Source organism: Vibrio sp. ArtGut-C1 (genome assembly GCF_002105475.1).
Taxonomy (GTDB): domain Bacteria; phylum Pseudomonadota; class Gammaproteobacteria; order Enterobacterales; family Vibrionaceae; genus Vibrio; species Vibrio diabolicus.
On sequence record NZ_NCTH01000054.1, the window covers coordinates 1 to 13927 of the forward strand.

At 41.6% G+C, this 13927-nt stretch carries 10 protein-coding genes and 1 tRNA gene; 6 read left to right on the forward strand and 5 right to left on the reverse strand.

Translation table 11 applies throughout. From position 1 onward, the window contains the following. Positions 1-256: 256 nt before the first annotated feature. The 5 genes from B7360_RS23750 to B7360_RS23770 all read left to right on the forward strand — a co-directional run bounded on the left by B7360_RS23750 (position 257) and on the right by B7360_RS23770 (position 8868). Positions 257-1804 carry a tyrosine-type recombinase/integrase gene (locus tag B7360_RS23750; protein ID WP_162597297.1) on the forward strand — a complete coding sequence of 516 codons (1548 nt, stop codon included), beginning with the start codon at positions 257-259 and terminating at the stop codon, positions 1802-1804. Between the two features lie 2 nt (positions 1805-1806). Beyond that, the gene (locus B7360_RS23755; protein ID WP_085344821.1) at positions 1807-5436 is read left to right on the forward strand and encodes a VPA1269 family protein; all 3630 of its coding nucleotides are present in this window, start codon (positions 1807-1809) and stop codon (positions 5434-5436) included. Between the two features lies 1 nt (position 5437). Then, positions 5438-6205, forward strand: coding sequence for a hypothetical protein (locus tag B7360_RS23760; RefSeq protein WP_085344822.1), 768 nt, complete (start codon positions 5438-5440; stop codon positions 6203-6205). Continuing rightward, positions 6198-6683, forward strand: coding sequence for a VPA1267 family protein (locus B7360_RS23765; RefSeq protein WP_085344823.1), 486 nt, complete (start codon positions 6198-6200; stop codon positions 6681-6683). Before B7360_RS23760 ends, B7360_RS23765 begins: the two co-directional genes overlap by 8 nt. A gap of 79 nt (positions 6684-6762) precedes the next feature. After that, positions 6763-8868 (forward strand): AAA family ATPase, encoded by a 2106-nt coding sequence (locus B7360_RS23770; RefSeq protein ID WP_085344824.1) that lies wholly within the window; start codon positions 6763-6765, stop codon positions 8866-8868. 42 nt (positions 8869-8910) lie between these two features. On the opposite strand, the gene B7360_RS23775 is transcribed toward B7360_RS23770, so the two are convergent. From B7360_RS23775 to B7360_RS24960, 4 genes are read right to left on the reverse strand one after another with little or no spacing between them, the layout of a single operon-like run. Next, positions 8911-9450, reverse strand: coding sequence for a hypothetical protein (locus B7360_RS23775; RefSeq protein ID WP_085344825.1), 540 nt, complete (start codon positions 9448-9450; stop codon positions 8911-8913). Between the two features lie 60 nt (positions 9451-9510). Continuing rightward, a complete protein-coding gene (locus tag B7360_RS23780) occupies positions 9511-10206 on the reverse strand; it encodes a DUF2628 domain-containing protein (RefSeq protein WP_254048152.1) in 696 nt (231 codons plus the stop codon). 34 nt (positions 10207-10240) lie between these two features. Then, positions 10241-10720 carry a DUF1240 domain-containing protein gene (locus tag B7360_RS23785; RefSeq protein WP_042770331.1) on the reverse strand — a complete coding sequence of 160 codons (480 nt, stop codon included), beginning with the start codon at positions 10718-10720 and terminating at the stop codon, positions 10241-10243. Continuing rightward, entirely contained in the window at positions 10701-12575 is a 1875-nt protein-coding gene (locus B7360_RS24960) for a LysM peptidoglycan-binding domain-containing protein (protein WP_114149239.1), read from the reverse strand. The genes B7360_RS23785 and B7360_RS24960 overlap by 20 nt, the downstream gene beginning before the upstream one ends. A 242-nt stretch (positions 12576-12817) precedes the next feature. Here B7360_RS24960 and B7360_RS23795 point away from each other — a divergent pair, with 242 nt between their 5' ends. Continuing rightward, positions 12818-13441: a recombinase family protein gene (locus B7360_RS23795; protein ID WP_254048153.1), complete on the forward strand. Its 624-nt coding sequence runs from the start codon at positions 12818-12820 to the stop codon at positions 13439-13441. Positions 13442-13604: 163 nt separating this feature from the next. On the opposite strand, the gene B7360_RS23800 is transcribed toward B7360_RS23795, so the two are convergent. Continuing rightward, positions 13605-13675: transfer RNA gene (locus tag B7360_RS23800), tRNA-Gly, on the reverse strand. Between the last annotated feature and the right edge of the window lie 252 nt (positions 13676-13927).

A 13927-nucleotide genomic window follows, 5' to 3' on the forward strand; every position in this document is an offset into this window, starting at 1 on the left:
TGGAGCGGGCAGCGGGAATCGAAAAAGGTAGACCTAAAACGATATACTTTATGTTGCCCTATACTCTCCGCTTTAGAAACTTCAAAGCGCTGAGAATTATGCTCTTAAGCCTTGTTAGTCATTTCCTTAAGAAGAGTTCGGCGCATTATAGCAGTAAGATCTCACATTGCAACAAAAAATAATTCTAGTAAAAACACCTTTCAAAATGAAGACATCTGCATCATACTTTAATACTTCTGTACTTTAAGGGATTATGATGGATTTCTTCAGTTTTTATTCAATCAAGTGGGTCAGAACCACCGAATACCCCAAGTTCGATATCCCTATCATGTTTTTTGATGGAGAGCCTGCAATTGGTGTTAACCAATGGATTAGTGGGATGATAAAGCAAGGAGTCACTCCTTCATCACTAGAAGAAGCAATGAGAGCAATTGGTCATTTGTATAATTTCCATAAAGTGCTCACCATCCATGAAGGTGACGATTATGACACCAATCGACTAATTGAAAAGTTTCTTGATGCTAAGATGTTTGGGACTGATCACTTCTGTACGTTAACATCGGATTCTTATCTTAAATCAGCCTTTCTTGGCTGGAAGCCCGTCAAAGCCAAAAGCATAAAAACAACGTACCTTCGACACATTAATGATTTCGATAAGTTTCAAAGTGCATTTCACGGTGCTGACAGGTTAAATCCTTCTGAAACTGTCTTTCTATCCTCTTATGAAAAGTACCTTGCCTTTAAACAACGTTCAGGTTGGGACGCTTTATTGCACCTTTTCCCAGCTCAAGAGCATGAAAAAGAAGAATTTTCTATTTCTGTTCGAGAAGACCGAGTCCATAAGCGAGCGAAGCGCTTACAAGACAGAATAAATAAGTGTTTTCCCGCTGACCGTTTTATAGAGCTGATAGAGACCCTTGGCAATCCCAGAGATAAATTAGTGTTTTTGATGTATGGCGGAGGCTCTCTTCGAAGATCTGAACCTCTACATACCTTTTTTGATGATGTTATTGGTATCGATAACAATCATATGCTTCGAGTTCGTCTGGATGACCCGACTTATGGTGAAATCTCGTGGAAAGATTCTGATGGCAACATCAGGAAAACCACCAGAAAAGAATACATGGAAGAGAATTACGCGAATGAGCAGTTACCACCGAATCACCCACTAAGGCACCTACAAACCAGAGATCAGGTATTGAATCGTAATGACGGGTTGCATTCTGGTTTTAAAGGAATGACGTTTTTAGAAGCATCGTTTACCCCTTCGGAAGCATCAAGCAGAGATGGCGAAGTGTTCTGGTGCTCCCCAGAAATAGGTCGTTATGCCGCTAAAGTGTTTGAAGAATATATGAACACCTACATTTATCGCAACCCTAGTACAGGAAAAGCAAACCCTAATGGCTGGCCGTGGCATCCTTGGCTGTTCATCAAAATAACCGACGATGAGTATGGGTTGCCTCTTACGATATCCGCTATCAATGCCTCATTAAAACGTTCACTCGCAAAAATGGGGCTGGCAGGAAAAGGCTATGGTTTGCATTCATTAAGGCATTTATTCGGATTTTATTGCGCCACTGTGTTGAAGATAGACATCACAAAGCTTCAAGGGATGCTGCATCACAGTCAGATTTCCAGTACGCAGATCTACTACCACTTATCGGATGCTACCGTTCGTCACGAACTGCTACTTGCTCATCATAAATATATTGGCGAACCATCCGATGTCCCATTAGACCTTCCTGCTGTGGCAGATTTCGACCAACACTTTAAATACCAGTATCCAAACCACTGGCGAAGATAATCATGACACCAGATATCATCATTAAAGATAATGCTCACTTACTTGAACTACACGCAGCAGGAACACTCTCAGGCGCTTTAATTCAAGTCCCTTCATTTAAAGAAAATGAAGAGCCAATACTGATAAACCTTTCCTCTAACTTACGCTTTCAAAACACGAATGCATCAGTGCTAATAGAGCATATTGAAAAAAATCTCATGACTGCTTTTAAACAAGCGCTCATTCAACTCTCTTTAGATTTTTACCGTCAGTTTCATGCTAACAAGTCTAAATCTCGTAACTTTACTTTGATGTCAGCGACGGGAAACAAGGCTCTTGATACTTGGTTGACGTCTTATGCGGAGAAAAGTCCCGTAAAAAATAGAAAGTCATTGCGAGGTTATATTTTCAGTCTTACAACAGACGAAGTCGAAGAGGTTATTGGTAAGATCATTGATGAGTTGATGATGTTTGAAGCTTGGGCTGATGCGATCACAGAAGAAGCGTTGGCAAAGCTTGACATCAACCTTTTCCCTGCATTTCTGCTAAGCAGAAAACACGCTATAAGCAAGTTGGGATGTGGTCACATTGCAGAGCAAATACTATGGTGCATAGAGCAACTTGATGATGTTAAACGTAAAAAGACTGCCAATGACTTAATTTCAATACTAGGTGACGCTGACTGCTTATTAATTTTTAGCGACGCACATCTGGCAGATACCAATCGACGAAAATCTTCGCTGTATCGAAATATCTACCTTAAGCTGCTGTCTTATGGAACTATGACAAAAAGCTGGCTTCCCACATATTTGAAGAATACACCACGATTACAATTTCGCGCTCTCGCTTCTAATGATCTTGATAACGCAATAGCCCAAGCTTTTAGTAGTGATCGAAAGTCTATTCTAACCTCTCTGTGGTCTCGATTTATCTTTTGCACATCCATCGGTCAAACGTTGAATTTTCCGATACAAATTCGACTGCTTTGTGGTTATTTATTCAATGAAGATAGAGCGGCAAGGCTTGGTTATCGAAAGATAATGGAGCAGCTTACACAGTCCGTAGGGTTGGGATACCCTCTGGAGATGTGCGACACCCTTTATAAACAACAAGACTCAAATTCATTACATTGGTATGAGCGCTACAAAGTGGTTGAAAGAAATGGCGCTATTACTGTTGAGTCAGCAGCAGATATCCCTATCGGTGTAGTAGCGCAACCGCTGCCCGATGCATGGCAAGATGCTTTATCAATATTCCATCAACAAAAATTGACGTCAGACGGTTATAAATCCGACATCATGCATTTTGTAAAATGGGCTATACAATACCGTGGAGCGCTAAGTCCTTGGGATATTAAGCCAATTGATTTATACACTCCCTCTCCATTTGTAGATAGATCTGAGTGTTATTTTGACTATATCAATAACACTCAAAGCGTCAAATCCAAGAAAACCAAAAGACACCGATGGGGGCTGGCAAAAAGTTTTTATCGCGGCGTAGCAAATGCACTGAAGTTGGAAGAGCGGGATGTTGAATCACCATTTAAAAATCTACCCAAAGTAGACTTTACAGGTAGAGGAAGACGCTCAAAAACGCCAAGAGCCAGAATCACGTCAATGGTTGTCGATAAAATGGTAGCAATACTTTGTGGCTTTGATAGCAAAGGCGTACCAACGTACCAATGGGCAGAGCAAATTTCTCTCGCTGCTCTTAATAGCCATCATGCCAAAGGACGTACTGACCATTTCCTAGATCCAGAGTCTCAACAATATGTTTTTTGCCCCTCCAGAGCAGCCTCTCTCGCTTTTTTGCTATTGTTGCCGATACGAGGTGTTCAGGCTCGTTGGTTAGATCAAGGCTACTTTGATCAAGAGATTTTTGACCCGACAACCAAAAGCTTTAAAGAAAACCTATCCCCTTTGAAGCATTTCGAAAGTGAATACCATCGAACACAATGGGATGTGAATGGCGGTGCTGTTGGCGTTTTACAACGCCCATCAAATCGATTGATGTCGGGAGATTCCGATTTTTCCATTTATATCAATACGAACAAAACACAGATGTGGTCTCCTGATGAGAAAAATGGGTATGAAATCCCGTGGCCTTACATATCAAACCCTCAACATACCTATGAGAAAAATTTAAATCATCCGTACAATGTGTTATTTGAGCAATTCCAATGGCTTGAGCAATATTCAGCCGATGCGCAGCCTCTAAGATTTGACCACCTTCCATCCGATAGAGAGCGCATTACCAATGCCAGAAATGTCATGGCGAATGTTCCGTTTATACTACCTGTATTCAGAGACTTAACAGAAACCGTCAGCTACAAACTCAGTGGTAAGCACATTATTACCCACCCACCGATCAGTAAGTATAAAATTGAACGCATTTTTGATGAGCTGTGTTTAGAAACAGAAAAGCAGCTCCGACAAGAAGGGCTTGATGTCACACTAACGGATACGGATGGAAAATCTATCTTTGATATCCATACATTACGAGTTGCTGGGATTTCTCATTTACTCGATATTGGTGTGCCTTTACATATTGTCTCAGAGTTTATCGCTGGACACGCTTCTATTTTCATGACCTTGGGTTATAGCAAAGCAGAGTCAGATGTCATCAAGGAAAGCATTCTGCAAGCCAATGAGTCCACGCCATACGCACCGTCAGCCAGTGATAAAGTCCTGCTGGGACAAGACAAAAGAAAATTATTTGCTCCCAATGACCAATCCTCAAATATTGACTTAAACCATCGAAATATCGCTACCTTCGCTCCTGTCGAAGGTGGAATGTGTCCTCTCGGTGGCAAAGGTTGCGCAGGATGCTCAGAAGGTATGCCTCATCCAGAGGAAGACAATGTATTTGTTCCTGTTCAGGGCGGGTGTGGTAATTGTCGATTCTGGTTAACTGGTTTTGATTTTCTGATTGAACAAATCATGGAGCTGAATCGAATCATGTTTGTTTTAAAAGAATCCAGTAAAGAAATCCAATACCTCAATGAGTGTGTTGAAGAGATTGAATGGGCGCTAGAAGATGCCGATACCCCAGAAGAACGACGAAAGCTTAATGTCAAAATCACTTCTACTCAATCCAATATTAAAGGTATCGAAGAATCGTTAATCCCCTTAATGAAGGCATGGAAGAACCGTTATCTAGCAGTGTTACAGTCAGAAGAACTTCGGGAAACAAACGCTACCGAGTCAGGCAATAAACCCACCTTGATCGGAGATGTAAATATCACCGCCAATTTGAAGTCAGGTTCAGAGTATCAATTAATACACACGATTGTTGAACAAGCGTACCTTCTTCCGAAAGGCTCCGTTCCTATTCCAGAAAACCCAGCCAGGGCGTTACGAGAGTTTTTAGATACCATCGTGAGTCACCTTGATTCTTCCTTTTTGTTTGCACGGATCAAAGATAAACACTTAGCGAACAAAGGTGCTTTAAAACTCGCTGATTATTTAAATGAACATTTCAGTCAAGGTGAGATAGCTGCTTTATCTGACGGTCGATTAATGGAGATCAGCCAACTCAAACTGGAGAAGGTCACAAAAGCAGCCAATTTACTTCAGTCAATGATCGAACAACAACTGACATTACCCAAAAATCAAAAAAGCCTTACGCATCATATGTTAGAGGAGAACATTTGAGATGACACAACAACTCAATGACATTGAACAAAAATTCAGAGATGAAGAGGAAGCGCTTTTCGCTCAATGTGAAGAGAAGTGCGGTACGCCCATTTCGAAGATGTCACTCCGAAACATAAGAAAAGCAGCCAAAACCATGCTGGCTTCAGGTGCGAAAATAAACAACTCAACGATTGCCGCTTTCATCCAAAACGTTGACAACTCAGATCTGTTTGAAAAAACAGAGAAAGAGAGCGTTCCCCCTAAATATCAATCCATTGCAAATAATGTAAATTTTAAGGCGTTTATCTCTTTCTATGTGATTGAACAAGATAAACGCCTGGGTGCTAAAAATAAGGCTCCAGCAAGTCAACGGAGCGAAGTGAGTTTTCCTGTAGATCAATTAGATCCTAAATCAAGAGCTTATGTCAGAACGCTTCAAATGCAGGTGCAAGCTTTAGAGAATGAAAGAAAAGTATTAACCGCCAAACTACAGGAACAATCGAGAAAGCAACCCATTAGCCTTGCGCTCTCGCACCAAACGACTGCTGAAAAAGGGCTTCCGACATTAGAGGTAATTTCAGACACCTCAGCCGAAGATGCTCTATTCGCTCAGATAATATCAAAGTTAGTTAATCTACCAGAGCAGTTTCCTGAATACTTCCAAACCGAAACTCGAAATGAAAAAACGGTGTTAAAAATCGTCAGCAATTCTCGGAAGCAAGTCCTGTTTCGCAGTGACGAATGGAAATACATTACTGATGCTTTAACGGGACGGTCTCATGAGTGATTTTGGTTTAACAGAAGATGCCGACAAAAAGCTCTCTAGTGGCGATAAAAATGCCTCAAAATTCGAAACGTGGTTAAGTAGCAAAACTCCATTGGACGCCAATGGTTGTAAGATTTACGACTCTAAAACTTGGCTGCCACTTGTGAATGCTAAAACACATAATCTCGCAAGAGCGGAGCTATCCGCTCAATCTGGCGTAGGGCTTTCGGCATTGCGACAAAACCCGAAAATTAAAGCATTGCTGGAAGAGCTAGAAACAGAGCTTAGAGAGAAAAATATCCTGCCTGATCTCACGGAGTCAGGCAAAGTCGCTCAAGATTCGCCGAGGAAATACGATCAGGGCGCTTCTCAGCGCCATGTGGACACAAATCGACTCAGAGAGCTTGAAGAAGAGAACCAGCGCCTTAGAGCTGAGTTAAAGCGCTTTGAAGAGCTAAAAGAAATCATGAGCGAAATGGGAATGGGGGTGGAGCTATGATGACCGCCTAGCCATCCATTTTGAAACCAACAAAGAAGCTCAGTTTACTGGGGTTTTCATACGCAAATCACAACCTGAAATGGTCTCAGCCAAATCTTATGTGCTGGTTCGCTGCCCTGTGAATGTCATGGATTTTGCCCCTTCTGAAGGTCAATGCGTTCAGATCACAGGGGATTTCGTGATAGTTGATGACTTACGAGGGCATTATCAACTTAAACGCTTTGACTTCATCAATCCAAAGCGTGTGAAACTGGTATTGCCATCAGCCTCCAATGAGTTTGTGAACTTTATTTCGAAAGAGCGTGATTTTGTTGGTATCGGTATAAGTAAAGCCAAAGAGTTGTGGCGCACTTATGGTTCGAAAATCTTTGAGATCCTTGAGAAACAACAACTGAACCCACTACTGAGTATTCTCACCGAAAAATCGGCGGTTGCACTCATTGCAGGCTTTGAAAAATATCAAACCCTAAAGTACACGGAATGGTTTTGCTCTCATGGTATACCGCCTGCGATACAGCAAAAGCTCTTCAAATATCATAAAGATACAGTCGTTGAAGAGTTAAAGGACAATCCCTACTTACTTGTGACCTTCGGTATGAACTTCAAAGATGCCGATGAGATTGCTCGCTCTTACTTTCATGTCGAACGCCACGCAGATATCCGATTTATTGCTGCGATAGAACAAACGATACGTAACCATACCCGCTCAGGGCATACGTACATGACAAAGGGAGAACTAAGAAGCAAGTTGTTTGACATAATGCGCAGCTATGACGTTGTCGATAAAGCCATGCAAGTGGCAGGACATAAATTATCCTTTCGCATCGACCCTGATACCCAACACTATCATCCTGTCGGGATGTACGTCACGGAAGCGGTGATCGCCAAAAGGTTAGTGAAGCTCGTCACCTCTGAAGCTAAGTGGAGCTGCGCGACTGAAACGGCAATGCATCAAGCTATCAATGAATTACCTTTTACGCTCGCAAATAAACAACAGCTTGCAGTCAAAGAAGCCTTGTCACACCACGTTTCCATTATCACTGGCGGTGCAGGTACAGGAAAAACCACCATACTAAAAACGGTTTTAAAAGCTTACTCCGCATTGAAATACAACATTTATCCGATGGCACTCTCTGGCAGAGCCGCGATGCGGCTGCATGAATCAATCGGGCTACCAACATCAACGATAGCAAGGTTTTTAAGAGAGCCACCTATCGGCGCAGGCAAAAACCTTATTGTTATCGATGAAGCTTCTATGCTTGATCTGCACACCATGTATAAGATTGTGACGCATTCAGATCCGTCAGTTCGCTTCTTGCTTGTCGGAGACCGTGACCAGCTACCGTCCATCGGCTCAGGTTTAGTGTTGTCTGACATGATTGATTCAGGGCTTATTTCTGTCGTGAAGCTGGATATTGTGCAAAGGCAATCTGAATCCTCTGGAATACCCGAATACTCAAAATCAGTCAATGATGGGATCGTACCGCTAGAGTTGAGTACAGGATGCATTCATTTTCATCCCGTCCGTGACGAAGATATCGTGGAGACCTGTACAAGGCTTTACTCAGAGGCTCCCTCAGACAGTCAAGTGGTCTCTTCCTCAATAAAGATCACTTCAGAAATTAACGAATCCTGCCAAAAGATGGTAAATCCTGATGGCGCAGCCATGTATGTTCATATGTACAGTAATGAAAAACTAGAGACAGACTTTAGAATCAATGACCCTGTGATATTTACCATCAATGACTACCAAGCAGGCGTTCAAAACGGCACGCTTGGCGTATTAGAAAGCATTGAGTCAAGAGGGAATCACCTAGGTCGAGTAAGAACGGATGACGGCAAAGAGATCAACCTGACCAGAGCACTCTTTGATTCGTTGAAACGCGCCTACTCGATCACGCTACATAAAGCGCAAGGCTCTCAATTTAAACGAACCATAGTGGCATTGGATGGCGCACCAATGGTTGACCGTGCGTGGTTATATACTGCGATAACTCGAACAGAAGATGAACTGCATATCGTTGGCTCCGAAGCGAGCTTCAAAAAAGCAGTAACGAGCTTGAGCGCACGGTACAAGCGCAGAACTTGGCTGGACAAGCTGATCCACGAAGAGTACCTCTATGCCACCAATCAAAGAGAGAGACCTGTCGTCACACTTCGAAATCAATGGCAAAGAGTGAGTTAATCAATATCGTAGCTGCTGCGTTCACGCAGCTTGCGAAGCCTTTTAACTCGCAAAGCTCCAAATACAAGCCGCGATGTAGAAGGCTAAGCTGACATAGCCAAGCCCTTTTAACGCTAAATCATAGAGGTGCTCGTTATTCCTCTTATCGTAGTGATCCACAACAATAATGATACAGGCGATAGCAAGCATCACAAAAGAGCCAAATAAAACATAAAGAGAATCACCGACAAAAGTAATGCCATGCCCTCGTTTGGAGGGTAAGTAAATCTCTCCGTGGTTGATACCAAACAAACCATAGAGGACTAACCCAGCCGCAATCGATAGAAAGAGAATTCGAATATTTTTGGGGATAACATTCGGCTTATAAGGTTTACTTTTTTTAATAAACTCATACTCACCATTTCGTTTGTTTAGAAAGGACTTCTTCACAAACAGCTTCATGATGAACTCTTCTTCCTGTGACGTGTAGTAACCCGTCTTAAGCTTTGAAAACATTGTTTTAGCAATCTCAGGGTTTATATCTTCTTTACCCTGATACAATATCTTCCGTTGCTCAAGATGAAAGTAAAAGCGATCCAGCATCTGCTTATATTACCTAGTCATTTTAAGTCTGAATGTTGTCGTCACCGAGTCAAGTCGGAGTTACTGATTGCAAATAACATCTCGACCATAGCTATCAACCTCTTCTTGAGTGGCAAACATTACGAACGAACCACAAGGAACTCGTATGGCATTTGGATCATCATATGCTGCATAAGTTGAGTATGTATGCGTAGCAGTGTAGTAAATTGAACCACCCCAGATTGCGGCACATAGAGCTAGAAACCAAAGAACACTTGATTTATTTCGCCACCGCTCTGGAATCCAATCCCATAGTTGCTCGCTATGGAATGTTTTTCGATACAGGTCATAGTTAGCCCACTGGGAGCACAAGCACGCTGATAAACTCCAAAAAACCACATCAGGGATGACGACACCACTGACAAACTCAATTCCTGCTAGAGCAGCTATCCAAAGCATAGATAAAGAAAGAATTACCAAGCCTTTTAGATGCATACGCTTATAAAAGTAGTATATAAAACCACCAAAAAACGCAGCAAAATTAGAAATAAAAGAGATACGTTCTTTAAAAGACAATGTCCTATATGCTTCACTCTTCAGAATCAAAGCATGGCTGAGTTCATCTGCCCCTAGATTTTTCAATAGATGAAAACGGCGCTTCCACTTATTACTAACATCTAGGTCATCAATTGCATTTATACTATCTTGCAAACTATAAAACCTTTCTCGAATTAAACACCAAGCGTTGTTCACGCCAAAAATAAGGCTCAGCGTCACCGTGAACCTTCTCTGAGTAAGAACTCTTTCCTACCTAAAACTTTTCACACTGGCTGACATCTAGAACGTAGTCTCGAAGTAAATTCTTTTTGTAGCCGATCTTTTTCGGGCAAAGCACATAGCCGTTATCAGGAATGATCTTGTGAAGTAAGATGATGTTAGACACGAAGGAAAAACCACCGCCGATGATTGCTACTATAAGAAAAAACTTCTTTATATTTCGCAGAGTAAAATAACGCATTTTCATAGGCTGCGGAGTTAACGTTATTTCAGCTTGTTTATACCAAACGTATGTAATTAAAGGTAAAGATAACAGCGTGGTTATGCCAAGAATAGAACCAGACACTCCAAAGATTATTGACATAAAATATAGCGGATCAGCAACTAATTCCGATGAAGGATTAAAAATTTGTACAACATAAAATTGCCAATAAACCCACCAAGTAATAACCGAAATTGCGAATGCAGTTAAAACAAAAGCGATACAACCTATTTTATTCGCCATCGAATTCATCAACGACAGCCTCCACTAGTCTTTTCTCAAAATCAGTCTCTTTATCAATAAACCATACCCCAAAAGCAGAGAAAGCAAGGATACTTAAAGATACGGGAACCGTTACAGGAAGTGATAACAATCCTGCTCCAAATGCGACGATTTTACCCAAAACTAAAGCAGTACCAGCAACACTTACCGCATGAACCAAAAGCTTAGCTTCATCGACACCTAATTGTCTTAGTGTATAGTCATCGGTTAATAGATATTTAAGACCATTGATCCCTGAGCCAAGAAGAAATTCGGCTGGGGCGTAAGTTTTTACGTAACGGGTCATGCCTTTAACTGAATCAAGAGCACCCATTCCCATTTTCACCACTTGAGGGTTATCGGCACGGAAGACGCCACCATGCAAAATTGTCTGTTTAAACTTATCGTAATTATTTAAATAGAGATACTCGACACCATCGATGTTTTTGACAATAGCGGTCACACCCAAGCCACCAAGTGCTTTGGCAGTTTCTCTGGCATTATATAACCCTGTTAGCGAGTCTTTGACGGTCTTAACATCACCATTGAAGTCCCAAATCTCAAACAGTTTTTTCCACTCTTCAGGCGTAAAGATCGCGATCTCTGCTGTCTGGCTGCGATAAATCACCTCAATCTGTTTTTCACCTTCTTTAGCAAGGAAGTTATAGGCAGGCCAATACGTGTGAGTGGCGTTGATAACAGGAGTGTTAGCCGACACGCTTTGATCTTGGGAAATATTAACCAACTTATCATTGATGGTCGTATGTTGATATTTTCCCCATACATCACCTAAAGAGTGGGCTTTTTCAATGGTTTTTATCGGATGTGGTTGATCCGATATGCTGCATTGTTCTGGTGCTTGCCACTCCCTTACTTGAAGTTTATCGCCGACTTTTAGCGATAATGGGTCTTGTTCATAAAGAGGATTTAGTGTCAGTAGTTCCTTGGGAGCAATTCCATACTGAGCTGCAATATCTGTCCAAGTCTCGCTTTGTCCTGTATCAACGTGAGTCTTAACTGTGTGAGTTGGGGCTGACTTTTCTTTAAAGTCGCTTTGTGACTCAGTATCTTTTGGACGCTCCAGAAGATCTGTTTGTCGAATAGAAACGAGCTGTTCAACATCTAATGTAACTGCGTTCTTTTCAAGCCATGCATGGTTAATATTTGCTAGCTCTTCAGATGTCAGCTTTTCAGTTCTAAAAAGAATATGTTGAGGTGGTAACGATTTCTCTTCTACCTTATAAGGCAATAAAATAGAAGTGTAATGATGGTCAGATAATAGTTCATCAGACAAAAAGAGGGCTTTTGAACGGGTCAGATGGCAAGACCAACGATCATTACCCGCCACTTTGTATTCTTTGGCTAATACTCCATCAAGGAAGTGGTAATAGTAACCATGTGTCGCCCAAGCTAAGCCGCTTTCTGAAAATTGCACCATTAACTTAACAGGGATGTACTCAGCATGTATATGTGATGAGTTAATAGGCTTCGGTGTGATAGTTTGCTGAGTAATATGACCAGCATCAACAAATACATCATGAAGTAAGCTCTTTTCTTCATTGGATAAGCACTTAGCCGAAAGTAACACCTCACTCTCTTGCGTTGCTTTTTTAGTCCAACTCATGACTTTAGGCTCGTTCGATGTTTTAGCCAAAGACCAAACTCCCACCTGAAGCTGATTTAGTTCTTCAAGTGTACAAAGTATTTTAATATTACACTCATGGGTAGGTGTTGGCTCTGGTGTGTCTTTTACCCGTTCTGTCGATGGCGTGTATTGAGGGACATCATCCAAAACAGGTTTATAGCCTGCGCCTCTAATTCTTACCTGATCGAGTGGTTTCTTCATGCTTCGCTGCCTGATAACTTCCTAACACTCCAACATACTGGTTTTACGAGAAAATTAGAATAGTCATATTCACCAATTAGTTAGGCAAAAGGCATTTAACATTAGCGTTGTTCAATAAAGGTTCTCAGTATGATGATCATTACGGTACTTTCTGAGGTGAGCCACATTTTCTTACCTATCAGATAGGTATGAGCCAAAGACAGGATGTCATTCCACTATCATTTAGAGATTGATAAATCTATATGATAGATTTATCTTATAACCATGTTAATGATAGAGATATGTGCATTATGGCGATATACGGATATGCAAGGGTAAGTACCTTAGAGCAGAACCTTGAACAGCAGATAGCGTTGCTTAAATCGACAGGTTTTAACTTCGACAAAATCTTTAGTGAGAAAGTCAGTGCTAAAAATACAACTGACCGAGAGCAGTGGCAAAGGCTGATGGATTCACTAAAGCCTCAAGATCAGATTGTCACTCAATCAATCGACAGACTGGGTCGTTGCACTCGTGATGTGCTCGACTTAATTGATAGATGCAAATCTGATGGGATCAAAATCTTCATTGCCGACTTAGGAAGTATCGACATCACCAGTGCGACTGGTCAATTAGTTGTCACCACTCTTTCAGCCGTTGCCCAAATGCAACGTGAGCAAATGCTAGAAAAGCAGTTCATTGGTATAGAGAGAGCAAAGGCAGAAGGAAAGTACAAAGGTAAACAACAAACTCAATCGACAATAAACAAATGCGTAGAAGCGTTGAGGTATGTTGAAAAAGGGATGAGCAAGGAGAAAGCTGCAAAAGCTGCTGGGATAGGAGTTGCCACACTTTATCGCTATATCAAACAAACCAATCGCGGATAGCGACAGGAGCGCCAACCGTTCACCCGAAGCGAACTTTAGGTAACAGTGTAGAGCATGACTTCAAATACAGCATAAAATCGCCATCACACGAGATATGACTTATTCCTAGTATTGATAGAGAGAGGTACAGCTCATCGAGCTAAAAAGAAAAAAGTGTACTCTGAGCGCGTAGCGAGAATCGAACTCGCAGCATCAGCTTGGAAGGCTGAGGTATTACCATTATACGATACGCGCTCAGAGTACACTCATAAATCTGGAGTGACTAATCAAATTGTCTATGCTCTAGAGTAGAGCATAAAGTAAGGTCATTTTCAAACTAAAAGTAAATATACTTTAGCTTGCCTTACTTGCGGTGTCCTTCAAGCCCAATAAGATAAGCAATTCACTCACTCACCTGTTAGTTAAAGTATGATTTTGGGTCTACATTTATCGAACCCGCATCATCAGCTTGGAAGGCTGAGGTAATAGCCATTATACGATGCCCGC